18 protein-coding genes and 1 pseudogene are annotated in these 24348 nt (G+C 45.9%); 12 read left to right on the top strand and 7 right to left on the bottom strand.

Annotated elements, in window-relative coordinates; all coding sequences use genetic code 11:
- Positions 1–115: 115 nt before the first annotated feature.
- The 3 genes from xds to metK all read right to left on the bottom strand — a co-directional run bounded on the left by xds (position 116) and on the right by metK (position 2706).
- On the bottom strand, positions 116–811 hold the full coding sequence (gene xds / locus EPB59_RS10400) for an extracellular deoxyribonuclease Dns (RefSeq protein WP_154172626.1): 696 nt from the start codon (positions 809–811) through the stop codon (positions 116–118).
- Positions 812–938: 127 nt separating this feature from the next.
- Positions 939–1427: a SprT family zinc-dependent metalloprotease gene (locus EPB59_RS10395; RefSeq protein ID WP_000251280.1), complete on the bottom strand. Its 489-nt coding sequence runs from the start codon at positions 1425–1427 to the stop codon at positions 939–941.
- Positions 1428–1548: 121 nt separating this feature from the next.
- Positions 1549–2706, bottom strand: a complete 1158-nt coding sequence (metK, locus tag EPB59_RS10390; protein ID WP_000985187.1) for a methionine adenosyltransferase — start codon at positions 2704–2706, stop codon at positions 1549–1551.
- Positions 2707–3035: 329 nt separating this feature from the next.
- Here metK and tkt point away from each other — a divergent pair, with 329 nt between their 5' ends.
- Positions 3036–5033, top strand: coding sequence for a transketolase (tkt, locus tag EPB59_RS10385; RefSeq protein ID WP_195706982.1), 1998 nt, complete (start codon positions 3036–3038; stop codon positions 5031–5033).
- 66 nt (positions 5034–5099) lie between these two features.
- Here tkt and EPB59_RS10380 read toward each other — a convergent pair whose 3' ends face one another.
- A complete protein-coding gene (locus tag EPB59_RS10380; RefSeq protein WP_001153529.1) occupies positions 5100–5996 on the bottom strand; it encodes a LysR family transcriptional regulator in 897 nt (298 codons plus the stop codon).
- 144 nt (positions 5997–6140) lie between these two features.
- On the opposite strand from EPB59_RS10380, the gene EPB59_RS10375 reads away from it, so the two are divergent.
- The 5 genes from EPB59_RS10375 to mscS all read left to right on the top strand — a co-directional run bounded on the left by EPB59_RS10375 (position 6141) and on the right by mscS (position 12960).
- Positions 6141–8084, top strand: coding sequence for a ligand-gated channel protein (locus tag EPB59_RS10375; RefSeq protein WP_154172622.1), 1944 nt, complete (start codon positions 6141–6143; stop codon positions 8082–8084).
- A gap of 157 nt (positions 8085–8241) precedes the next feature.
- Positions 8242–9267 (top strand): erythrose-4-phosphate dehydrogenase, encoded by a 1026-nt coding sequence (gene epd, locus EPB59_RS10370; RefSeq protein ID WP_055051681.1) that lies wholly within the window; start codon positions 8242–8244, stop codon positions 9265–9267.
- A 148-nt stretch (positions 9268–9415) separates the two neighbouring features.
- Positions 9416–10579, top strand: a complete 1164-nt coding sequence (locus EPB59_RS10365; RefSeq protein WP_000111264.1) for a phosphoglycerate kinase — start codon at positions 9416–9418, stop codon at positions 10577–10579.
- 153 nt (positions 10580–10732) lie between these two features.
- Complete coding sequence (gene fbaA / locus EPB59_RS10360) at positions 10733–11809, top strand: class II fructose-bisphosphate aldolase (protein ID WP_055028334.1); 1077 nt, start codon at positions 10733–10735, stop codon at positions 11807–11809.
- A 287-nt stretch (positions 11810–12096) separates the two neighbouring features.
- Positions 12097–12960 carry a small-conductance mechanosensitive channel MscS gene (gene mscS / locus EPB59_RS10355; protein WP_055051682.1) on the top strand — a complete coding sequence of 288 codons (864 nt, stop codon included), beginning with the start codon at positions 12097–12099 and terminating at the stop codon, positions 12958–12960.
- 131 nt (positions 12961–13091) lie between these two features.
- Here the strand turns inward: mscS and EPB59_RS10350 are convergent, their stop codons facing one another.
- The gene (locus EPB59_RS10350; RefSeq protein WP_055051683.1) at positions 13092–13727 is read right to left on the bottom strand and encodes a LysE/ArgO family amino acid transporter; all 636 of its coding nucleotides are present in this window, start codon (positions 13725–13727) and stop codon (positions 13092–13094) included.
- Positions 13728–13893: 166 nt separating this feature from the next.
- On the opposite strand from EPB59_RS10350, the gene EPB59_RS10345 reads away from it, so the two are divergent.
- Together EPB59_RS10345 and EPB59_RS10340 are read left to right on the top strand one after the other, a co-directional pair.
- Complete coding sequence (locus tag EPB59_RS10345) at positions 13894–14790, top strand: LysR family transcriptional regulator ArgP (RefSeq protein ID WP_154172620.1); 897 nt, start codon at positions 13894–13896, stop codon at positions 14788–14790.
- Positions 14791–14890: 100 nt separating this feature from the next.
- Positions 14891–15586 carry an oxidative stress defense protein gene (locus tag EPB59_RS10340; RefSeq protein WP_055051684.1) on the top strand — a complete coding sequence of 232 codons (696 nt, stop codon included), beginning with the start codon at positions 14891–14893 and terminating at the stop codon, positions 15584–15586.
- A gap of 573 nt (positions 15587–16159) precedes the next feature.
- On the opposite strand, the gene pykF is transcribed toward EPB59_RS10340, so the two are convergent.
- Entirely contained in the window at positions 16160–17572 is a 1413-nt protein-coding gene (pykF, locus tag EPB59_RS10335; protein ID WP_154172618.1) for a pyruvate kinase PykF, read from the bottom strand.
- A gap of 428 nt (positions 17573–18000) precedes the next feature.
- On the opposite strand from pykF, the gene EPB59_RS10330 reads away from it, so the two are divergent.
- The 3 genes and pseudogenes from EPB59_RS10330 (at position 18001) to EPB59_RS18880 (ending at position 21300) form a co-directional block, all read left to right on the top strand.
- Complete coding sequence (locus EPB59_RS10330) at positions 18001–18771, top strand: DeoR/GlpR family DNA-binding transcription regulator (protein ID WP_154172616.1); 771 nt, start codon at positions 18001–18003, stop codon at positions 18769–18771.
- 64 nt (positions 18772–18835) lie between these two features.
- Positions 18836–20668: a glutamine--fructose-6-phosphate transaminase (isomerizing) gene (gene glmS / locus EPB59_RS10325; protein WP_154172614.1), complete on the top strand. Its 1833-nt coding sequence runs from the start codon at positions 18836–18838 to the stop codon at positions 20666–20668.
- A gap of 234 nt (positions 20669–20902) precedes the next feature.
- Positions 20903–21300, top strand: a pseudogene (locus EPB59_RS18880) (hypothetical protein).
- Between the two features lie 678 nt (positions 21301–21978).
- Here the strand turns inward: EPB59_RS18880 and EPB59_RS10315 are convergent.
- Positions 21979–22806 (bottom strand): WYL domain-containing protein, encoded by an 828-nt coding sequence (locus EPB59_RS10315; protein WP_141237667.1) that lies wholly within the window; start codon positions 22804–22806, stop codon positions 21979–21981.
- Between the two features lie 201 nt (positions 22807–23007).
- Here EPB59_RS10315 and EPB59_RS10310 point away from each other — a divergent pair, with 201 nt between their 5' ends.
- A complete protein-coding gene (locus tag EPB59_RS10310; protein ID WP_141237668.1) occupies positions 23008–24348 on the top strand; it encodes a Wadjet anti-phage system protein JetA family protein in 1341 nt (446 codons plus the stop codon).

Genomic DNA, 24348 nt, shown 5'->3' with positions numbered 1-24348 from the left:
CGAGGTTACCTTCTTCCAACTTAAAGCGGCAACTTCAGTTGGAAGAGGCATATCTGGCCTCTAACATGGATGCAAGTTGGGCAAAATACAAGGGGGCAGGGTGAGATTCTGCCAATCAGTTCGGGCATTGTTCACGCACAAAGCGGTTCGAGTTGCCTTGCACTTTTTCAATCCGTTGGTCACGGATACATTCCCATTCGCTGACCGGATATTGATTGTTCCATGCCTGCATTAATTGGTTTTGCGCTTTGGAAAGTCGCAAACCGTACTGCTCACTCATGTACAGATAAGTGCGCGCAATTGCCCCGCGTGCTCGTTCTGGCGGCATGGCTGCGCGCTCTTTGAAGTTCACTTGCATTTCGCACTGGCCGTAGGTGACACCATCGACACCATTCCATTGACTGAAACCGAAGTTGGAACGATCACCATTTACTTCGCCAATCGCTGGAGTGAGGTTGTGCAGATCGGCTTCCATCTGATTGAACTCTGGGCTAGTACGAGTGCAGTTTTTGCGGCCACCTTGTTGCCAGCATTGCAGCTGATGACCAAATTGCCAAGCTGGGACTACATGTTCCCATTCAATACGCGAAGCACGATTCTCATTTTTACGTACTTGATAGCCGCAACTCTCCAAATCAGGGATGCCTTTTTTGCCTTGCCAGCGAATGTCGCAGCCACAGTAAAAAGAGACCGGATGATCACGGTAAATCTTCACCGCTTCATTTTTCGCATGACTAAAAGACATGGGGGCGGCAAAGGTGAGGAGAGGCAAGCTCGCCATAAAAGCGGTTATTAAACGGATAATCAGCATGATAGACGTAGATAAGTAGGTTTTTTATCAGTCTAACACTCATAAATTACCTTTGTCGTTGATGCTTTTGTTAGTTTTTAGCGAGGGAAAGGCAAAGCCTATAGAGGTGGCCTCTGTCAATCAAAGGTTAGGCTTGGTAGATCAAGTTTTGTTGGCAGCTTTGGCAGCGATAGGTGGCTTCACCGCGCAGCACTTTATTGTGGCGACGAATGGTGAGGGGGTATTCGCGGCACGCACAGCGGTAGTGGAAGGTTTTGCCCTGTACTGAAGCAACAGAAAACGTGTGGGTGGTTTTGGGTTCGAGTTGAAACACCTGTTTCATCACTTGTTGCCATTCGGCACCGTGTGGACGTACTCGTCCATAAAGCTGATACGTAATCAGATGAGCGATTTCGTGTGGGATCACTTGCTGGAGGAAGTCATCGACGTTTTCGGCAAACAGCACCGGATTAAGGCGGATTTCCCACAGCTGTAAATAGGCTTTACCGGCGGCGCGCCCGCGTAAACGGTAGTTGAGCTTAGGTAGTTTAAAAGGGCGTTGCAAAGCCTCGCTGGCGGTGGCGATACACTGTTTGATTTTCTGCTCAGCTTGGCAGTGCAGATCAAAACGAACCATTAGCGAATTTCTACCTCTAAAAACCCTATCATCGAACTCATAAAAAAAGCCCTTTCATGAGAAAGGGCCTTGAACTCTATTGCAATCCTCGCCGTTTGTCAGCGGTGACTTGAAATAATGCTTATTTTAGACCAGCGAAGTCACGCAGCAGCGCGGCTTTGTCTGTCGCTTCCCAAGGGAACTCTTCGCGGCCGAAGTGACCGTAAGCTGCTGTTTTCTTGTAGATAGGTTGCAGCAGGTTCAGCATCTCTTGCAGACCGTATGGACGCAGGTCGAAGAACTGGCGAACGGCTTCGATGATGATCTCTTGAGATACTTTTTCAGTACCGAAAGTTTCCACCATGATAGACGTTGGATCAGCAACACCGATTGCGTAAGACAGTTGGATTTCACAACGATCAGCCATACCCGCCGCAACGATGTTTTTCGCAACGTAACGCGCTGCGTAAGCCGCTGAACGGTCAACCTTGGATGGATCCTTACCAGAGAATGCACCACCACCGTGACGCGCTGCGCCGCCGTAGGTATCAACGATGATCTTACGACCTGTCAGACCACAGTCACCCATAGGACCACCAATCACAAAACGACCGGTTGGGTTGATGAAGTATTTGGTCTCTTTGCTCAGCCATTCTGCTGGCAGAACAGGCTTGATGATCTCTTCCATTACCGCTTCACGCAGGTCAGGCGTTGAAATAGAGTCACAGTGCTGAGTAGACAGAACCACGGCATCAATACCCACGATCTTGCCTTGGTCGTACTGGAAGGTCACTTGAGATTTCGCATCTGGACGCAACCATGGCAGCGTACCGTTTTTGCGAACTTCTGCTTGGCGCTGCATCAGACGGTGTGCGTAGGTGATTGGTGCTGGCATCAGCACTTCAGTTTCGTTAGTTGCATAACCAAACATGATGCCTTGGTCGCCCGCGCCTTGCTCTTTAGGATCGGCTTTATCAACACCTTGGTTGATGTCTGGCGATTGCTTACCGATGGTGTTCAGTACTGCACAAGAGTTGGCATCAAAGCCCATGTCTGAGTGCACGTAACCAATTTCACGAACGGTTTGACGAGTTAACTCTTCGATATCAACCCAAGCGGAAGTAGTGATTTCACCACCCACCATCACCATGCCAGTTTTTACGTAAGTTTCGCAAGCAACGCGAGCTTTAGGATCTTGCTCAAGAATTGCGTCCAACACTGCATCAGAGATCTGGTCTGCAATTTTATCTGGATGGCCTTCTGATACTGATTCTGAAGTAAACAGGTGCTTAATCGCCATGATAGCTCCAATATTTGTGGTTATTCGGTAACGGCATGAAGTGGCGCTACCGATCAATTTCGTACATTTTGTAGGCGTTTCTACATCTAGACGGCTATTCTAGTGTCGAGCGCTCAAATTACAAGCTCTTTTTCTGTTTAGCCCATAACCAAACGTTTGCTTAAAAAAGTCAGCTTTGCCACTACAAAGCGAGAATGTGCTAAAAAGTGTGACAAAATCGGAGCAAAGCACCAGTAAATCGTTTGCAGCAGCAGGGGGGCTTTGCGACAATAGCCGCCACTGATTTTCCGCATCCATTCATTTCGCTTACTTCCCATTTAGGAGTCGACATGTCTTCTCGCAAACAACTTGCCAATGCTATCCGTGCCCTGAGCATGGACGGCGTTCAAAAAGCTAACTCTGGCCACCCGGGAGCCCCAATGGGCATGGCGGATATCGCCGAAGTACTGTGGCGTTCACACTTAAACCACAACCCACAAAACCCAAACTGGGCTGACCGCGACCGTTTTGTACTGTCTAACGGTCACGGATCTATGCTGATTTACTCGCTGCTGCACCTGAGCGGTTACCAGCTGTCGATTGACGATTTGAAAAATTTCCGTCAACTGCACTCAAAAACACCGGGTCACCCAGAGTACGGTTACGCACCGGGTATCGAAACCACCACGGGCCCTCTAGGCCAAGGCATCACTAATGCCGTAGGTATGGCGATGGCTGAGAAAGCACTGGCGGCGCAGTTCAACAAACCGGGTCACGACATCGTTGACCACTTCACTTATGTGTTCATGGGTGATGGCTGTTTGATGGAAGGTATCTCGCACGAAGCGTGTTCACTGGCGGGAACACTGGGTCTGGGCAAACTGATTGCATTCTGGGATGACAACGGTATTTCTATCGACGGTCACGTGGAAGGCTGGTTCTCAGACGACACACCAAAACGTTTTGAAGCGTACGGCTGGCATGTGATCCCTGCGGTTGATGGCCACGATGCAGATGCAATTAACGCTGCGATTGAAGCGGCGAAAGCAGAAACCTCTCGCCCAACGCTGATTTGTACCAAAACCATCATCGGTTTCGGCTCACCAAACAAAGCGGGCTCACACGACTGTCACGGCGCTCCTCTGGGCAACGATGAAATCAAAGCCGCGCGTGAATTCTTGGGTTGGGAATATGCTCCATTTGAAATCCCAGCTGACATTTACGCAGAGTGGGATGCCAAAGCCGCAGGCGCAAGCAAAGAAGCCGCTTGGGATGAGAAATTCGCCGCTTACGCGAAAGCTTACCCAGCCGAAGCTGCTGAATACAAGCGCCGCGTAGCCGGTGAGCTGCCAGCGAATTGGGAAGCAGCAACCAGCGAGATTATCGCCAACCTACAAGCTAACCCTGCCAACATCGCATCGCGTAAAGCATCACAAAATGCGCTGGAAGCGTTCGGCAAACTGCTGCCAGAATTTATGGGCGGCTCAGCTGACCTAGCGCCTTCTAACCTCACCATGTGGTCTGGCTCTAAGTCTCTCACAGCAGAAGACTTCTCAGGCAACTACATCCACTACGGTGTGCGTGAGTTTGGTATGACCGCCATCATCAACGGTATCGCGCTGCACGGTGGCTTTGTGCCTTACGGCGCGACCTTCCTGATGTTTATGGAATACGCGCGTAACGCGATGCGTATGGCAGCACTGATGAAAGTGCAAAACATCCAAGTGTACACCCATGACTCTATCGGTCTGGGTGAAGATGGCCCAACCCACCAACCGGTTGAGCAAATCGCTTCCCTGCGTATGACACCAAACATGAGCACATGGCGCCCATGTGACCAAGTAGAATCAGCGATGGCGTGGAAACTGGCGATTGAGCGTAAAGATGCGCCATCTGCGCTGATTTTCTCGCGTCAAAACCTCGCGCAGCAACCACGCAGCGCAGAGCAAGTCGCGAACATCGCCAAAGGTGGTTACATCCTGAAAGATTGTGCAGGTCAACCTGAACTCATTCTGATTGCAACAGGCTCTGAAGTTGAACTCGCGGTTGCCGCTTACGAGCAACTGAGCGCCGAAGGCAAAGCGGTTCGCGTGGTCTCTATGCCATCGACCGACGCATTTGATAAGCAAGATGCAGCCTACCGTGAAGCCGTTCTGCCATCTGCAGTCACCAAGCGTATCGCGATTGAAGCGGGCATTGCCGACTTCTGGTACAAGTACGTCGGCTTTGGCGGTCGCATCATCGGTATGACCAGCTTTGGTGAATCAGCACCAGCGGGTGAGCTGTTCAAACTGTTTGGCTTCACTACTGAAAATGTCGTGAAACAAGCCAAAGAACTGCTGGCGTAATTGAAAGCCATTCTTTGTGAAGCAAAGAAAAATCGATGATAAAAAATCCCGCTGCGGCGGGATTTTTTATTGCCACTCATCAGGCCTTGCTTGGCGGAGCGCATCAATGAATAGGCGCAGCCGAAGTGGGTGACGACCGAGCGGATAGAAGCAGTTGATTTCTGTTGGCTGTGATTGCCATCCGTTGACGCAAGGAATGAGGCTGCCCGGATGCGCCGTTTCAAAACCATTGGCAAACCAAGTGGGAAGCAAACCAATACCACGACCTTTAGCAATCGCATCGGCTTGCATGGCAAGATTATCGCTTTGTAAACGACTCTCTAGTGCTGGCAGTGAATAACTGCCGAACTCTGGATGGTGCAGTTCAAGCTCCGCGCGCCGACAAGCAATAAAATCAATCCATGGGTGATGAATCAGCTCACGAGGATGGGTGGGTTTATCTCGATGGGCCAAATATTTGGGAGAGGCGTAAGCGGCATAGCGCCAATAGCCTAAGCGCTCTTTGCGATAACCCATGGGGGCGGCGTGTTCAATCCAAATGATCAAATCGGGCTCAAATACCTCATCACTGTGTTGAAACTGGCTGAGTAAACGGATCTTCAATGTCGAATGCTGCTGCATAAACTCATCCAACACTTGGCTGAGCCAACCACGGATCAAATTCGGATGCACCACCAGCGTGAGTTCGCCAGTGACTTGATTGTTCAATTCTTGCAACGCTTCCTGACTTTTATTCGCCAGTTCAAGTAACTGTTCTGAGTAAACCGCAAACACTTCCCCCGCTTTGGTGAGCGTTAAGCGGTTGCCCTGCCGCATCAACAAACTTTGTCCTAAATCCTCCTCAAGCTGTGCCAAGCGGCGACTCAGGGTGGATTTAGGTTGTTCAAGTGCTTTGGCTGCGGCAGTCAGGCTCTTATGTTGGCAAAGCGCATGGAAAGCTTTTACGGCGCTGAGATCTTGCATAGGTATTTGACCTTTAAAGAATAATTACCACAGACGTTCCATATTTGGTCCGCACTATTCCATGTGTCGATCTATCTCCAATACAGAATATATGAATAATCCGCTTCTGAAATTAAGAATAATTATCATTTAAAGGAGAGGTAAATGTCCAGACACAATCCATCCCTCGTCAGTTTATCTGTGACGCTTGGCTTAATGTTTTCGGCTAGCGCTTTTGCTCAAGAAGCGACGAAAGCGGATGAAACCATGGTGGTCACTGCGGCGGGATACGCGCAAGCCATTCAAAATGCGCCAGCCAGTATCAGTGTGATTTCAAGAGAAGATCTGGAATCTCGCTATTACCGTGATGTGACCGATGCGCTAAAAGGCGTTCCAGGCGTAACCGTGACGGGTGGTGGCGATAAAACCGACATCAGCATTCGTGGTATGGGCTCAAGCTACACTTTGATTTTGGTGGATGGTAAACGTCAAACCTCACGTCAGACCCGTCCAAACAGCGATGGTCCGGGCATTGAGCAAGGTTGGCTGCCGCCTCTGCAAGCGATTGAACGCATTGAAGTGATCCGTGGCCCGATGTCTACGCTGTACGGCTCGGATGCGATTGGCGGCGTGATCAACATCATCACTCGTAAAGATCAGCAGCAGTGGTCAGGCAATGTGCAGCTATCGACCGTGGTGCAAGAAAATCGCGCCTCAGGCGATGAACAAAGCGCTAACTTTTTTGTGACAGGACCTTTAAGTGATGCTCTATCGCTGCAAGTCTACGGGCAAACCACACAACGCGATGAAGACGAAATTGAGCATGGTTACGGCGATAAATCACTGCGCAGCTTAACCTCAAAGCTCAACTACCAGCTCAATCCAGATCATCAACTGCAACTGGAAGCCGGTTTATCAGCCCAAGATCGCGAAAATAACGTGGGCAAGTCGGCGCAATCCAGCGGCAGCAAGACGGATAATGAGTATCGTCGCAATCATATTGCCGTTTCTCACCAAGGGGATTGGCAAAACGTTGGGCAATCCGATACCTATCTGCAATACGAAGAAAATACCAATCAGTCTCGTGAGATGAGCATTGACAACACTGTGTTCAAATCCACGTTAGTGGCTCCTATTGGTGAGCATAAGTTGAGCTTTGGTGTGGAAGGTAAACACGAAAGTTTAGAGGATAAAACCTCCAACAAAATTTCATCTCGCACGCATATCTCCAACGCTCAATGGGCGGGATTCATTGAAGATGAATGGGCGCTCGCAGAGCAATTCCGCCTGACTTTTGGTGGACGTCTGGATCATGATAAAAACTACGGCAGCCACTTCAGCCCACGTGTGTATGGCGTATGGAATCTCGATCCTCTATGGACAGTAAAAGGTGGTGTTTCTACTGGCTTCCGTGCACCGCAATTACGTGAAGTGACGCCGGATTGGGGACAAGTGAGTAAGGGCGGTAATATTTATGGCAACCCGAATCTCAAGCCTGAAACTTCCGTTAATAAAGAGTTGAGCTTGGTGTACAGCGCTGGCACGGGTCTCTCGGCATCGTTAACCGCTTTCCATAATGACTTTCAAGATAAGATCACTCGCGTCGCTTGCCCTGCCAATATCTGTACCGATGGGCCAAACCAATGGGGCGCAGATCCTACTTATCGTGTGAATATTGATGAAGCCGAAACCTATGGTGCAGAGGCAACCTTAAGCTTGCCAATTACGGAAACCATTGAGTTGTCATCTAGCTACACGTACACCCACTCGGAGCAGAAAACCGGGAATTTTGCTGGCCGTCCACTATTGCAGTTACCTAAGCATCTGTTTAATGCCAACTTGAGTTGGCAAACCACAGATCGCCTAAGCAGTTGGGCTAACCTCAACTATCGTGGCAAGGAGATGCAGCCGGAAGGTGGGGCATCGAACAATGATTTCATCGCGCCAAGCTACACCTTTATCGATACTGGCGTGACTTATGCGCTCACCGATACCGCAACGCTTAAAGCCGCGGTGTACAACCTGTTTGATCAGGAAGTGAACTATGCCGAATATGGTTATGTGGAAGATGGCCGCCGCTACTGGTTGGGCTTAGACATTGCCTTCTAATTATTAGAGGTAGAGGTTCAGAGGATTGGCGGCAGCGCCAATCCTCTGCTTGTTTTGCGATCGGTGGTGGAATCATTTATTGCACAGGATCGCCGTGCCAAAGCCTAGAGTATCGGTTACTATTGCCAACCAATCTGAGAGCGATAGGCGGTACAAGATGCTGAGGGTAGCAATTAACGGTTTTGGGCGCATTGGGCGTAACGTATTACGCGCTGTGTATGAAAGTGGCAAAAGTGATCGCATCCAAGTGGTTGCGGTTAATGAACTTGCCAAACCGGATGCGATGGCGCATCTCCTTCAGTACGATACTAGCCACGGTCGCTTTGGCAAAAAAATCAGCCATGATCAGCAGCATATCTACGTTCACCATCAAAATGGTGAGTATGACTCAATCCGCATTCTGCATCTTTCTGAAATTCCTCTCTTACCTTGGCGTGATTTAGGTGTGGACTTAGTCCTCGACTGTACTGGCGTATTTGGTTGTCAGGAAGATGGTCAAAAGCATATTGATGCGGGCGCGAAGTTAGTTTTATTTTCCCATCCGGGTGCTAGCGATCTCGACAACACCATCATTTATGGTGTGAATCATGAAACCCTAACCGCTGAGCATAAAATCGTTTCTAACGGATCTTGCACCACTAACTGCATAGTGCCGATCATCAAGGTATTGGATGACGCATTTGGCATTGATTCGGGCACCATTACCACGATTCACTCATCAATGAACGATCAACAAGTGATTGATGCGTACCATACTGACTTGCGCCGTACCCGTGCCGCGAGCCAATCCATCATTCCGGTTGATACCAAGCTGCACAAAGGTATAGAAAGAATATTTCCGAAATTTTCTAACAAATTTGAAGCGATTTCAGTGCGTGTTCCCACTGTAAATGTGACCGCGATGGATTTAAGTGTCACAATTAAATCAAATGTGAAAGTTAATGACGTAAATCAAACCATTGTGAACGCATCTCAGTGTACATTACGTGGCATTGTTGACTATACTGAAGCGCCTTTGGTTTCCATCGATTTTAACCATGATCCGCACAGCGCGATTGTGGATGGAACACAAACGAGAGTCAGTAACGGGCAGTTAGTGAAAATGCTCGTTTGGTGTGATAACGAATGGGGCTTTGCCAACCGGATGTTAGATACCGCTTTGGCAATGCAAGCCACGCAGTAAAGGCTAAGCATGCACTTCAAATCAGGTTTGGATATTGAAACCTGAAGAACGCATCCCCATATCGGTAAACAGCTAAGATTTTACCGACTCGGCAGGGTCGCCGAGTTGCAGAATTTTCATTTCTTTAAATAGTTTGAGAGGACAAATCATGTCTGTAATCAAGATGATTGACCTGGATCTTGCAGGTAAACGCGTATTTATTCGTGCTGACCTGAACGTACCAGTAAAAGACGGCAAAGTGACTTCTGATGCACGTATCCTTGCGTCTCTACCAACAATCAAGCACTGCTTGGAAGCGGGCGCTAAAGTAATGGTCACTTCTCACTTGGGTCGCCCAACTGAAGGTGAGTATGCTGAGGAGTTCTCTCTACTACCAGTGGTTAACTACCTGAACGATGCACTAGACTGCGAAGTTCGCCTAGTGAAAGACTACATCGATGGCGTTGAACTGAACGCAGGTGAACTGGTTGTTCTGGAAAACGTTCGCTTCAACAAAGGCGAAAAGAAAAACGAAGAAGCGCTGTCTAAGAAATACGCAGCACTGTGTGACGTATTCGTGATGGACGCTTTTGGTACTGCGCACCGTGCTCAAGCTTCTACTCACGGCGTTGGCATGTTTGCTCCTATCGCTTGTGCAGGCCCACTGCTGGCTGACGAACTTGAAGCACTAGGCAAAGCAATGGACAAACCAGCTCGCCCAATGGTAGCGATCGTTGGTGGTTCAAAAGTATCAACGAAACTGACTGTACTTGAGTCACTGTCAAAAATCGCTGACCAACTGGTTGTTGGCGGTGGCATCGCGAACACCTTCATCGCAGCAGCAGGTCACAACGTAGGTAAGTCTCTGTACGAAGCTGACCTTGTTGAAACAGCGAAGAAACTGATGGAAGAGTGTGCAATTCCAGTTGCGACTGACGTGGCGTGTGCCAAAGCATTCGATGAGAACGCAGAAGCAGAAATCAAACACGTTTCTGAAGTTCAAGACGACGACATGATTTTCGACTTGGGTCCAAACTCAACCGCTGAACTGGCTGAGATCCTGAAAAACGCGAAAACTATCCTGTGGAACGGCCCAGTAGGCGTATTCGAATTCAAGAACTTTGAAGCGGGTACTCGTGGTATCGCAGAAGCGATCGCGAAATCTGAAGGCTTCTCTGTTGCTGGTGGCGGTGACACGCTAGCCGCGATCGACAAGTTTGGCATCAAAGCCGATGTTTCTTACATCTCAACAGGCGGCGGTGCATTCCTTGAGTTCGTTGAAGGTAAAAAACTGCCTGCAGTTGAAATGCTGGAAGCGCGCGCTAAAGCGTAATGATCAAATGAGAGCGGGAGACAACTCCCGCTTTCTTGTTTGCTGCACGGCGAGTATTTCTTTGGTAGAATGCCGCGATTGGTGAGCAAACGTTTGCAAGAATTGAAACTTACCGTTTTTATTTTTAAAACGACAGAAAATAGGATTCCATCCATGTCTAAGATCTTTGATTTTGTAAAACCTGGTGTTATTTCTGGTGATGACGTACAGAAAGTTTTTGAAGTAGCAAAACAAAATGGCTTTGCACTTCCAGCAGTAAACTGTGTAGGTACTGACTCTGTAAACGGCGTTCTAGAAGCAGCAGCAAAAGTGAAAGCGCCTGTTATCGTTCAGTTCTCTAACGGTGGCGCAGCATTCTTTGCTGGTAAAGGTCTGAAACTTGAAGGTCAAAAAGCGCAAATCCTAGGCGCGATCGCAGGTGCAAAATACGTTCACTCTGTAGCAGAAGCTTACGGTATTCCAGTGATCCTGCACACTGACCACGCAGCGAAAAACCTACTACCTTGGATCGACGGTCTGCTAGACGCAGGTGAAAAACACTTCGCAGAAACTGGCAAACCACTGTTCTCTTCTCACATGATCGATCTGTCTGAAGAGTCTCTGGAAGAGAACATCGCAATCTCTGCAAAATACCTAGAGCGCATGGCGAAAATGAACATGACTCTGGAGATCGAACTGGGTTGTACTGGTGGTGAAGAAGACGGTGTTGATAACTCAGATATGGATTCTTCTGAGCTGTACACTTCTCCAGAAGACGTTGCATACGCTTACGAGAAACTGAACGCAATCAGCCATCGTTTCACTATCGCAGCTTCTTTCGGTAACGTACACGGCGTTTACAAGCCAGGTAACGTAGTTCTGACTCCAACTATCCTACGTGATTCTCAAAAATACGTTTCTGAGAAGTTTGGTCTGCCAGAAAACTCACTGAACTTCGTATTCCACGGTGGTTCAGGTTCTTCTTTGGAAGAAATCCGTGAGTCTATCTCTTACGGTGTAATCAAAATGAACATCGATACTGATACTCAGTGGGCAACATGGGATGGTATTCGTCTGTACGAAGCGAAAAACCATGACTACCTGCAAGGTCAAATCGGTAACCCAACGGGTGAAGATGCACCGAACAAGAAATACTACGATCCACGCGTATGGCTGCGTGCTGGTCAAGCGGCAATGGTTGCTCGCCTAGAGAAAGCATTTGCTGACCTGAATGCGATTGACGTACTGTAATTTGCATTAAGTCTTTATGATTAAGAAGCCCGCCTTGAGCGGGTTTCTTTTTTTACGCTATCTCATTTTGATGGATAGCGGAGTGCTAGAATATTGTTTAACCTGTAACCGTGACGTAGCAAATTCTACGTAACCGTTTGTGATTCTTTACCAAATCCTGACTTTGCGAAAGTTTGAGTTTGCGTTATTGTGCCAAAATTCTGACATTTGGCGGTTTCTTTGTGTGTTCTCTTGCTGAGATTTCGCAATTCCCGCTGATATTTCATTTATTCTGAGAGGAAAACACTATGGCTGGTGAATCGATTGGTGTTGAAGCACCTATCGTTGAGAGTTTTAATCAGGTCAACACTTGGTTAACCAATAATTCGGATCTTTTGATTCAGTATGGTGTGAATGTCATTTCCGCTATTCTGATCTTGTTTATCGGTAACCTTGTGGTTAAAGCGGTAGCAGGTAGCGTTGCCAACGTATTGAAAAAGAAAGAGATGGATAAGGCTGTCGTGGAGTTTATCCACGGTCTTGTACGTTACACGCTATTTATTATTGTGTTGATTGCAGCGTTGAGTCGTATTGGTGTCCAGACGGCTTCTGTCGTAGCGGTGATCGGTGCTGCGGGTTTGGCTGTTGGTTTAGCTCTACAAGGTTCGCTGTCTAATTTTGCAGCCGGTGTACTGATTGTGGCATTCCGTCCATTCAAATCCGGTGATTATGTGGAAATTGGTGGTGTAGCCGGCTCGGTTGATTCTATTCAAATTTTCCAAACTGTCCTGAAAAGCCCAGATAACAAAATGGTTGTGGTACCAAACTCAGCGGTCATTGGCGGTGCGATCACTAACTATTCACGTCATGAGACGCGTCGTGTCGATATGGTGATCGGTGTGTCTTACAAGTCTGATCTGCAGAAAACTAAGCGTGTTCTGCGTGAGACGCTGGAAAAAGATCCTCGTATCCTAAAAGATCCTGATATGACCATTGGTGTGCTGACTCTGGCGGATTCATCAATCAACTTTGTCGTACGTCCATGGTGTAAAACATCGGACTACTGGGCGGTGTACTTTGATTCAATGCAAGCGATCAAAGAAGCACTGGATGCCAACGGTATTGAAATTCCATTCCCACAAATGGATGTGCATCTCAACAAACTCAACTAATTGTTGTGCAATACAAAAAAGCGGAGTGTTTACTCCGCTTTTTTTATCTTTGAAATCCTTTTCCTACTTGAAGCTGCATCAATCTTGGCCACGTACAACTCCAAGTCGTTTGGTTATAACGTGAATCTTAATTAGTTTAGCCAGTGATTGAGATATAAGTTCTTAGTCAAAGCAAAGGCAATAATGAACATCATTGCTGCGACTGCCATATCAATCACTTGTCTCACCCTCGGTTTAGAGAGTGTAGTGCTGAGTTTAGCCGCACCGAGTGATAGGGTAAAAAACCACACGAATGAGGCGAGAATGGTACCAATGGCAAATGAGATACGCTCATCACCTTGGAATTGACCACCGATTGATCCCAAGATCACCACCGTATCCAAATAGAGATGTGGGTTAAACACGGTGACGGCAAAAGCACCGAAGATCACTGCTTTACGCCCAGTCGATGTAAGGCTAGAGGATGGATTCGAGGTTTGTGTGGGCTTGAGTGCGGCACGGAGTGAGAGGAAACCATAAGCACAGAGAAACAAAATGCCGCCCAAGGTGACACCAATTAACAAGCTGGTATTTTGCGAGATGAGAGCACCACCACCAAAAATCCCCAGCGTGATAAAAATCATATCCAGCACCCCACAAGTGGCTGCGGTGGTTAAGTGATGATGACGTTTAATCCCTTGATTTAATACATAAGCATTTTGAGCGCCAATGGGAATAATCATGGTTGCACCCAAGCTGAATCCTTGTAGCAGAATCCACCAGTTCATTTTTTACCTCATACCGCATGATTGGAGTGTTATTTCGTTCCGATTTGAAGCCGCAACGCTAAGTCGGAAAGGGATAGGCTGAGCAAGATAATAATTTGAAGTGGATAAGTATAATTAATGATTTTAATATCATATTAACTTGGCTAATAAGTGGAACGGAGAAGCAATGCGTGGTCTGGATTATCGATGGATTGAAGCTCTAGATAGTGTGGTGAGTAAAGGCAGTTTTGAACGAGCGGCTGAGCAGCTGTTTATCTCTCAATCTGCAGTATCTCAACGGATTAAACAGTTAGAAAAATATTTAGCCCAGCCAGTGTTGATTCGTGAGCAGCCACCAAGGCCGACTTTGGTTGGCAAAAAGTTGCTTGGACTCTATCGCCGAGTCTGTTTAATTGAGCAAGAGTTGGTTCCAGAGTTAACTAATCAAGAACATGTACGTCCGGTTTCTATGTCTATTGCGACCAATGCGGATAGTCTAGCGACTTGGTTGTTACCGGCGCTGGATAAGATGATGAAAAGCCGCCAAGTGGAATTAAATCTGGTGATTTATGGTGAGTCACGCACCCTCGATAAGCTCAAAAATGGTGAAGTGGTGGGCGCAATCAGTTTGGAACCACAACCGATCACTGGCTGTAGTGCTGAGTATTTAGGCCAGATGGAGTATCTGTGCGTCGCAAGCCCAGAGTTCTATCAAAAATACTTTGCTAAAGGTGTCAACCCTCGCTCATTAATCAAAGCACCTGCGGTGTCTTACGATCAATATGACGAATTGCACAATAAATTCTTATGGGATTACTTTGCAGTACCGCGCGATAAAGTCATCAACCACACGGTTGGTAGCTCAGAAGCTTTTGTCCGTTTAGCGCTTTCTGGTGCGGCTTATTGTTTGATCCCTCGTTTGCAGATTATTTCGGAATTGGAAAGCGGAGCGTTAATCAATATGACTCCGGAGTTTATGTTGTCATATCCGATATTTTGGCATCATTGGCAGCTAGAAACCGGCGTGTTGCTTGAGATCAGTCAAGCGATCACTGGGTATGCGAAGAGTGTTCTTCCCCAATAATTGGCAGAGTCAAAGTTGTGTGATTTTTATGCGTAGACACTGAATCTATGCACTGCTTAGCTTATGATGTGGACAGTCGATGACATTAAGGATCGAAACGATGAAATTATTTGCACCAGTGGTTTTACTTCTCTCTGTTCTTTCAGCCCCGACCTTTGCACAGGAATGGGATTTTCCACATATTTCAACTTCAGGCTATGGTGAAGTCACTGCAGTACCTGATATGGCCGAGTTTTCGGTTAAGGTTGTTGAATCGACAATGAATGCCGAGCAAGCGAAAGCGGCGGTGGATAAAGCGGTCACTGAATTCACTTCAAAATTGGTGAAATCAGGTGTCGCGCAACAGAATGTTTCTAGCTCGAATCTTTATATTAACCCGCAATATCACTACCCAGCAGACGGCAAGCCTGAGTTAGTAGGCTATCAAGCCTCTCGTTCGATTACCGTGAGAGTGGAAGAGGTGAGTAAGCTCAATCAATATCTCGACATTGCGTTAGAGTCTGGTATCAATCAAGTTAATAGCATTCAACTTAAGGTGCGTGATCAAGAGAAATACCAGCAGCAAGCACGCATGGCGGCGATTGAAGACGCGAAGTTAAAAGCACAATCTTTGGCTAAGGGTTTTGAACGTAAATTGGAAGGTGTTTGGCGAGTGGATTACAATACACCGAGTGTTGAGCCGATCATGATGCGCTCAGCGAATCTTAGCGAAAAAATGGATGTAGCGGATACCTATCAAGAGTCATCTTTAGTGATCCGTGACCGAGTTGATGTGGTGTACAAACTGGCTCCATAGTTGGTCGCTTACCAACAAGATGAATGAAAGAGAGGTGAATGAATCATCTCTCTTTTTTGTGGGGCTAAAACCGCCAGTTCGCGTAGTCGTGACTGTGCTCTTGACCCAAGCTTACCCGATCTTTCAGCCAGTAATTACAATCAGATTCTCTATCTCATTGTGATTACATATTAATTTGATGGTTGTCATATTTTTATTACAGTTAGACTAAAGTCTAATTTTGCTGAATTATTGAGCTAAGTTGAGCAATAAGTAAACTGCTGACTTTTCCATCAGTAACGCTCATTGATTGAAAGAAAGTCATGATGACTTTCTGCCCTGCTTAGGCATCGGAAATCAAACACACTGAGCAATTGAGAGGCAGTGTATGTTGAATCATCTCCTGGTCAGGCTAACGATAGGCTGTTTGTTGGTATTAGGTATTAAGCTCAGCGCACTTTATTTTTTACCTATGGTGCTTTTGCTCAATACTCATCACAAAGAGTTTTTCGGTTGGTAATAAAAAACGGAGCCCAATGGGCTCCGTTTTTGTATCGTTTTCAGCGGCGGTACTAAATCCGCCACATCATGCGATTACAGTACGTGTACTGAAGCAGTGTTCGTTGTGCCAGAAGCAACCAGTGCACCTGAAACCATCACTACGATGTCGCCTTTCTTGCCTAGGCCAGATTGCAGAGCAATCTCTTTACCTAAGTGGTAGAAAGCGTCAGTGTTGTCAATTGACTCAACCACAACAGGTGTTACGCCTTTAGACAGCACAAGCTGAGCAGCAGTTTTCTTGTTAGTGGTTACTGCAATGATGTTTGCAGTTGGGAAGTATTTACGGATTGAACGCGCTGATTTACCCGCTTCAGTTGCTACGATGATCAGTGGAGCAGCCAGTTTCTCAGCAGTGTCTACTGCACCTTTACATACTGCTTCAGTGATACGCAGACGTGGGCTATCCAAACGTGAACCCAGCTCAGCTTTCAGTACTGAGTCAGTACGGTTAGCAATTTGCGCCATGATTTTCACCGCTTCAACTGGGTACTTACCTTTTGCAGTTTCGCCAGACAGCATCACAGCATCAGTACCATCCATGATCGCGTTAGCTACGTCACCCGCTTCTGCACGAGTTGGACGTGGGTTCTTGATCATAGAATCCAGCATTTGAGTTGCTGTGATAACTACTTTACGTGCACGGTTACACTTCTCGATCATCATCTTTTGAGCGAAGATAACTTCTTCTGCTGGGATCTCAACACCTAGGTCGCCACGAGCAACCATGATGCCGTCAGATAGCTCAAGGATCTCATCGAAGTTGTCCAAGCCTTCTTGGTTTTCGATTTTAGAGATGATTTGAATGTTTTGACCGCCGTGAGCCGCTAGAACTTCACGGATTTCTTTAACGTCAGAACCTTTACGGATGAAAGAGGCAGCAACGAAATCAACGCCTTGCTCACAACCAAATTTCAGGTCATTTTTGTCTTTTTCAGACAGTGCTGGCAGGTTTACAGAAACGCCTGGCAGGTTAACACCTTTGTTTTCACCCAGAGCGCCGTTGTTCAGAACTTTACATTTCACTTCTGTGTCTGTTGTTGCAAGTACTTCCATTTCGATCAGACCATCGTCAACCAGAATACGGTTGCCAACGTTCAGGTCTTTCGCAAAGCCAGAGTAAGTTACCGCTACGCGATCTTTGTTACCTACAACAGCAATGTCTGTTGTAAAAGTGAACTGTTGACCTGCAACCAGATCCACATCATCACCGTTTTCCAGTTTGATAGTACGGATTTCAGGGCCTTTAGTATCTAGCAAAATCGCCAGTTGTTTACCGGTCACTTCCATTACTTTACGGAAGTTTGCGATACGAGTGCCGTGTTCAACGTAGTCACCGTGAGAGAAGTTCAGGCGCATTACGTTCATGCCTGAGTTAACTAGCTCAGTTAGCTTCTCTACAGACTCAGTTTTTGGGCCAATCGTACATACGATTTTGGTCTTTTTCATGGAAGAGTTTCTCCGATAAACAAAATGATTTTGAAGTTGGTTGTTAGCTCTGAAGTGTTCTCGGTGGTGGCAACTTTATTTCGTCAATTGCCAAGTCTAGCTCACGAGTCTCTCGCACTCCAAAACTGAAAGTCTTTCAACAGATTTAGTCATTTTATGACTGACTGTTTGATCAAAAATTTCAGAAAATTCGCCACTTGGCGCCGATTTAATGGGGGCTATAGGCGTATTTTTTACTCAGTTCTGTAATTTTTTTTCTTTTCGAGGCCGAATTCTACCACTGAATGATAGCAATATCACTGTCTAAGAATTGTCTTAGGACAAGGTTTTAGCGTGAAATATTAATTTTTTGGATCGAAATAAATGGACTTAATTGTTTCGACTTAACTATAATTGCTTTCGATTCGTAACTTAAAGTGTGCTGATAAATGTCGAAACGAAATACACAATTGAGAAGACACACCATTGTGAAGTTAGTAAACGAGCAAGGTGAGGTGAGCGTTGAGGCTCTCTCTTCTCAGTTTGAAACCTCAGAAGTCACTATTCGTAAAGATCTCGCTTCCCTTGAGAAAAATGGTCAGTTGTTACGACGCTATGGTGGTGCCATCGCGCTACCAAAAGAAGTCATGCACGATGAAATGAATGAAAAAGTTTCAGTTCGAAAGATATCTCTAGCTAAAGCTGCAGCGAAATTAATCCGTGATCATAATCGGATTGTGATTGATAGCGGCAGCACCACGGCGGCGTTAATTCAGCAACTGAATGACAAGCGAGGGCTGGTCGTGATGACCAACTCATTGCATGTCGCGAATGCACTCAATGAATTAGAAAACGAACCCACACTGCTGATGACTGGCGGTACTTGGGATACTCATTCTGAATCCTTTCAAGGCAAAGTCGCAGAATCGGTACTGCGCTCTTACGATTTTGACCAACTGTTTATCGGTGCCGATGGCATCGATCTCGACCGTGGCACAACTACGTTTAATGAGTTGGTTGGGCTAAGCAAAGTGATGGCCGAAGTCTCACGCGAAGTGATAGTGATGATTGAATCAGACAAAGTCGGCCGCAAAATCCCGAACTTAGAGTTGAGTTGGGATTGTATCGATGTGTTGGTCACTGATCATGAATTGAGTGACGAATTTGCCAAACAGATTGAATCTCACCAAGTACGAGTTATTCGCGCTGCGGTGAAATAACAAATCCTTCAGCGCTCTTCACGTTGAGTAAAAGCGCGACAGTATAAAAATATGGAGTTTTAATATGTGTGGAATTGTTGGTGCGGTTGCACAACGCGATGTTGCTGAAATTTTAGTACAAGGCTTACGCCGCCTTGAATACCGTGGTTATGACTCTGCGGGCGTAGCTGTCGTGGATAGCGATAAGCAGCTCACGCGTTTACGCCGTTTGGGTAAAGTGCAAGAGCTTGCCGATGCTGTTGATGCGGCGCAAGTGGCGGGCGGAACGGGTATTGCTCATACTCGTTGGGCGACGCATGGCGAACCTTCGGAAATCAATGCTCATCCCCATATTTCAGGTGATATTACGGTGGTGCATAACGGCATCATCGAAAACCATGAAATGTTGCGTTCCATGTTGCAAGAACGTGGCTATGTATTTGATTCTCAAACCGATACCGAAGTCATTGCCCATTTAGTGGAGTGGGAACTGCGCAGCGCGGCTTCTTTATTGGAAGCCGTACAAGCAACAGTGAAGCAGCTTACTGGTGCTTATGGCACGGTAGTGATGGATCGTAATGACCCTTCGCGCTTAGTGGTGGCGCGCTCAGGTAGCCCAATTGTGATTGGTTTTGGCATCGGTGAAAACTTCCTCGCCTCAGATCAGCTTGCGCTACTTAATGTGACGCGCCGCTTTATGTACCTAGAAGAAGGTGATGTCGCAGAAATGACTCGCCGTGAAGTTCGCGTGTTTGATCTGCTGGGTAATCCCGTACAGCGTGAAATCAGTGAATCGAAATTAGAGCATGATGCTGCGGATAAAGGTCACTACCGCCACTACATGCAAAAAGAGATTTTCGAGCAGCCAAAGGCGCTGATCAACACTATGGAAGGGCGTATTACCCATGACAGCGTGGTGGTCGAAAGCATTGGTGTACACGCGGCAGAAATTCTGGCGAAAGTGGAACATGTACAAATTGTGGCTTGTGGGACCTCTTACAACGCAGGGATGACAGCACGTTACTGGTTTGAATCGTTAGCGGGTGTAAGCTGTGATGTCGAAATCGCGTCTGAATTCCGCTACCGCAAATTTGTTACTCGTCCCAACAGCTTGTTGATTACCTTATCGCAATCCGGTGAAACGGCCGATACCTTAGCTGCGCTGCGTCTAGCGAAAGAGAAAGGTTACATGGCGGCGATGACGATTTGTAACGTTGCGGGCTCTTCTCTCGTGCGTGAATCGGATTTTGCGTTTATGACCCGTGCCGGAACGGAAATTGGTGTTGCCTCAACCAAAGCCTTTACCACTCAGCTAGTTACATTGTTGATGCTGGTGACTGCACTTGGTAAGCAACAACAGCGCATTGGTCGCGAGTTAGAAGCTGAGATCGTACACGCATTGCACCAACTGCCGAAGCAGATTGAAACCGCATTGTCGTTTGAAAAGCAGATCGAAACGCTCGCGGAAGACTTTGCTGATAAACACCACACGCTATTCTTGGGGCGTGGCGAATACTACCCGATTGCGGTAGAAGCCTCTCTCAAGCTAAAAGAGATCTCTTACATTCATGCGGAAGCGTATGCCGCAGGTGAATTGAAGCATGGTCCATTGGCATTGATCGATGCTGATATGCCGGTGGTTGTGGTTGCACCGAGCAATGAACTCTTAGAAAAGCTTAAATCCAATATTGAAGAAGTACGCGCGCGCGGTGGTTTATTGTATGTGTTTGCTGATGAAGTCGCGGGCTTTGAAGCCGACGAAACGATGAAAATCATTGCAATGCCGCATGTTAGCGAAATTGTGGCTCCGATTTATTACACCATCCCGATGCAACTGCTCTCTTACCATGTGGCTTTAATCAAAGGTACCGATGTTGACCAGCCTCGTAACCTTGCCAAAGCGGTAACGGTCGAGTAAATATTCAATAAATCAAAGGGCTACCTGTGTGAGTGGAATAAAGTATCATACTAAGTAATAAAGATGCATACCAAGTATTAAAGTATCATACTAAAATGGCAGCGATCGCATCGGTACGCTGCCATTCTAAATCAAAAATTCCCCAAGACGTTTTTAAAACGCATACGTTCTAACGGCACCTAGCTGATTTTGCTATACTGCAACTAATCTAAATCTTCTGTAAGGTTGTATGGTATGAGCAAGAAAAAGTTGACCGAAAAAGTGCTGTTAGAAGGGATGACTCCTTATAATACCCACAGTAATTTGCTCGCAAAGACCGAAACAAAGCCTGATTGGATATCTTTCTTTGACGAGGTTGAACGGGTTACAGATGATTTCATGGCTAACCGAAATGAGGTTTCCATGAGCCTAGTTCCGATTTGGTGAACCCAGATATTTTTCTTTCAAATCTCAAATTAGCACTTGATAACCTTCCAGATGGTGATATTGAGCTTTGTGACTTAGGTAATGAAATTAGTCGGATCATTGCTAATTTGAACTCACCAAATAAGACACTCTTACGTGAAATAATTTATGGTGTTGAACATGGATTTGACTTAGTTAGCAAAGAAAGAGGATCTTCGAATGGGTAAGCTTGATGAATGGGTTGAAAACAATATGACATTAACCGGTATCATCATAATGGTTGCTGGGTTAACGCTCGGATACATCCTTTTCTAACATCAATTTTTATGGCTTCGACAAAAATCTCAGCAGCTGCAAATTTTATATATACAGCAACTCCTAAAAGCTCCAATGGTGTAATAGGTTGCTGCCCCAAACTTTGCCAAAGTAATGTTATTTAAAGACGAACGCATTCTTGCTTGAATATAGACACCGCCACAAGGCAAGATTCAATTAGCTGATAGTCAATTTCTAAGGCAGAGTCGTTTGATTCTGCCTTTTCTGTATGGAAGCAATTTCTAGCTCAAAATGCCCAGAAATTGTGTATTATTGCTCCCATGGCTTTTGCGGCTTCAACAACGGTGTAGTTTTGATTGAGAACAAGTTGCGCTGTTTCTAGCTAAAATTCCACACTGAAAGTGAGTTTGGTACGCTTGGCCATATATAGTTTATACCATCCATGATGTAACTATATCTTCCGAGACTTCTGAATAAAAAATTAGAACTAAGTTTACAACACATATAATCAACGTCATCTCTATATAAATAAAAAGGCGAAGAAAACTATCGCAGCTTTTCTTTATTCGGCAGTAAAAAATCAACGGCCACCTTGTCCTAGTGGATTACAACGCCTTCCGCTAGGCTTGTTACCAGAAGTCTTGATAATTCGAGATCACAGGAAAGGACCAAGGACTGCTCTCTGATTCTTCCAACTGCTTCTTTGAGGCTGGAATAGCGTTGGCTTGCAGAAAATACTGCACAAGACACTTTCGGACGGACACTTTCCTGTTTTCTAGCAATCCATATTCGCGTCTAATTAAGCCCTGTCCCTCTTCTGATAAAGCAGGGTTAACAAACAACTCAATTTCAATTTTTTCAGCGTAGTTAATATCGTCAATTGGAAGCGTCTTTGGTTTTAGATGTTTCGGTTTTGTTAAAATTCGAGACAGAACAAAGTCTCGATATTCTTTATGTTCATAACAGTATGCTCGAATATGTAGTCGGTTACTGGTGTAGATTATTACTTTTGGGTGCATTCGGCGACGCTTACCTATAGGAGTAGAGGATGAAGCGTAGATAGTTTCAATATCAGATTTATTGTCGATGGCAGCTAAAATTGAAGGGATGACACCATCAATAATGCGGCGATGAAGTAATGGTACGGTGGCCACTTCGTTACCCTCGATACAATTAAAACCTCCCGCACGGACCACTTCTATCGGATCTTGTGAAATGAGTTTAGGTGTAAAGGCATAAGCAGGCCGATACGACTTTTCTGTTGGTTCATAAGGCGCTAGGTTGTTTGGATGCATCTCAATGTAGAGTTTTATGTCTTTAATCGCTTGGTAGCGAGATATGCCGTAACTATCAACAAGCATTCGAGTTTTAAGCCCTCGCCCCCAAAGAAGTTGGCGTTCAATGAATTTTAGCCTCTGCATTTGCGCCCATGGGACAGTATCTATCTTTGTTGTCACTATTTGGCCCTTATTACTACTAACAACGTTAGTTTATCTATGATACACATTGAGTCAATAAACTTGACGTGTCAATTTTGTTGACTCATTATAAGGAGAGTTGCACTGGGATATTATAGCCTTATGTTTTTTGATCATATCAATACAGACCTTTTCAGGCCGTTAGTTTCTAAGAATGCTCGTTTATATGGTACGGGCCTTATGGCTATATATGATTCCCTAGTCAACCAGTACATTGAAGGTGAATGTACGCCGAAACAAGCTAGGCAGGTTATATACAATGCTCTTTCTTCTGGTAACCAGAATGTCGAGTGGGTTTATGAAGCGGAAGATGAGGGTGAAGAAATTCTGGATCATACATCCATGGCTGCTCAGATCTACTCAGTACTGAAGAAAACCGGCTGGATTATTGAGATGGATGACGTGGGTTACCGCCGGATAGTGTATATACCACAACAGTCTTCTCGCTTGCTACAAGCTATCAAAAGTGTTAGCGATAGACGTGACTTTTCGATAGGCGCTACCTTTCAGGGGGTATATGGAGCTTTGTTATCCGTAGAAAAAAATCCTGTTGAATACAGCGCCCAAATAATCTTTGCATCAAAAGTAACCCGTGAGCTCAGTAATGAGCTTAAGTCTGTTGCAGCAAGTGCCCGAGAAGTGACACACAAGATGCGTGAACAAAGTGTTGATGCTCATTTGTTTCAAACCTTTTTTGATGAGTTCTTGACTGAGTGTCTTGGCAGTTTTGACCATATCAAGATTAATAGTCATCCGAATCGATACCGATCTGAAACTCTTTCGGTTGTTACACGCCTCCTCAACGATGAAGAAAAACTTGACCAGATCTCGGTAAAATTAGCCAGAGAGAATAGTCATATAGATTACAGACATCAGAAGCAGCTAGTCATAAATGATCTAAATGAAATATTCAGGGTTTTTAGCGGCATCCCTAGATTGATGGATATTATTGAGCGTTATAGAAGCGTCACAATTCGGCGTACCCGAGAAGCTATGCAGTACAGCTTCCAGGCTGTGCCAGAGATAGGCAGGAAAATCGAAACTGTTACGAAGGCATTAGCTAACTTTCCATTGTGTGAATCAAGTATGTTTTTGCCGGCACCTGTAGTTCATGAAGAGTATGTAGCAGGTTATAGGCTAACGTCACCGCGTAAGCCTAAACCTGAAGCACAACCGACAAAGCAGATAATTAAAACAGTAAATAATTGGGATATCGCATACGGTCGAGTTTATGACGAGTATTTAACTCGCAGAACAGATCAGCCACAACGGCTTGAAGACTACATATTAAGAGAGCTTGGCGACAAATCATCAATAACCACTTGTGAGATGTCTATTGATGGCCTAGAGGATCTATTGGCATTTTTACAGTTAAGAGAGTTGCTACATAACAGTGTTCCAATTGATAGCCCATTTGAGCAATTGTCTAAGACATATAAGGTTTCTCGCGTAGAAGGTGTGACAACAGATAACGAATACATTACTGCCCCATCACTACGAGTGGAACGGTTTTGCGACTAA

It is taken from the genome of Vibrio metoecus, from assembly GCF_009665255.1.
GTDB classification, from domain to species: Bacteria; Pseudomonadota; Gammaproteobacteria; order Enterobacterales; family Vibrionaceae; genus Vibrio; species Vibrio metoecus_B.
Note: the sequence above shows the minus strand (reverse complement) of the source record. Positions and strands in the feature narration are given on the sequence as shown.

Excerpts from the sequence above, each read along its gene's own strand:
- xds (WP_154172626.1), bottom strand. The coding sequence starts at position 811 with ATGCTGATTATCCGTTTAATAACCGCTTTTATGGCGAGCTTGCCTCTC.
- EPB59_RS10395 (WP_000251280.1), bottom strand. The coding sequence starts at position 1,427 with ATGGTTCGTTTTGATCTGCACTGCCAAGCTGAGCAGAAAATCAAACAG.
- metK (WP_000985187.1), bottom strand. The coding sequence starts at position 2,706 with ATGGCGATTAAGCACCTGTTTACTTCAGAATCAGTATCAGAAGGCCAT.
- tkt (WP_195706982.1), top strand. The coding sequence starts at position 3,036 with ATGTCTTCTCGCAAACAACTTGCCAATGCTATCCGTGCCCTGAGCATG.
- EPB59_RS10380 (WP_001153529.1), bottom strand. The coding sequence starts at position 5,996 with ATGCAAGATCTCAGCGCCGTAAAAGCTTTCCATGCGCTTTGCCAACAT.
- EPB59_RS10375 (WP_154172622.1), top strand. The coding sequence starts at position 6,141 with ATGTCCAGACACAATCCATCCCTCGTCAGTTTATCTGTGACGCTTGGC.
- epd (WP_055051681.1), top strand. The coding sequence starts at position 8,242 with ATGCTGAGGGTAGCAATTAACGGTTTTGGGCGCATTGGGCGTAACGTA.
- EPB59_RS10365 (WP_000111264.1), top strand. The coding sequence starts at position 9,416 with ATGTCTGTAATCAAGATGATTGACCTGGATCTTGCAGGTAAACGCGTA.
- fbaA (WP_055028334.1), top strand. The coding sequence starts at position 10,733 with ATGTCTAAGATCTTTGATTTTGTAAAACCTGGTGTTATTTCTGGTGAT.
- mscS (WP_055051682.1), top strand. The coding sequence starts at position 12,097 with ATGGCTGGTGAATCGATTGGTGTTGAAGCACCTATCGTTGAGAGTTTT.
- EPB59_RS10350 (WP_055051683.1), bottom strand. The coding sequence starts at position 13,727 with ATGAACTGGTGGATTCTGCTACAAGGATTCAGCTTGGGTGCAACCATG.
- EPB59_RS10345 (WP_154172620.1), top strand. The coding sequence starts at position 13,894 with ATGCGTGGTCTGGATTATCGATGGATTGAAGCTCTAGATAGTGTGGTG.
- EPB59_RS10340 (WP_055051684.1), top strand. The coding sequence starts at position 14,891 with ATGAAATTATTTGCACCAGTGGTTTTACTTCTCTCTGTTCTTTCAGCC.
- pykF (WP_154172618.1), bottom strand. The coding sequence starts at position 17,572 with ATGAAAAAGACCAAAATCGTATGTACGATTGGCCCAAAAACTGAGTCT.
- EPB59_RS10330 (WP_154172616.1), top strand. The coding sequence starts at position 18,001 with ATGTCGAAACGAAATACACAATTGAGAAGACACACCATTGTGAAGTTA.
- glmS (WP_154172614.1), top strand. The coding sequence starts at position 18,836 with ATGTGTGGAATTGTTGGTGCGGTTGCACAACGCGATGTTGCTGAAATT.
- EPB59_RS10310 (WP_141237668.1), top strand. The coding sequence starts at position 23,008 with ATGGCTATATATGATTCCCTAGTCAACCAGTACATTGAAGGTGAATGT.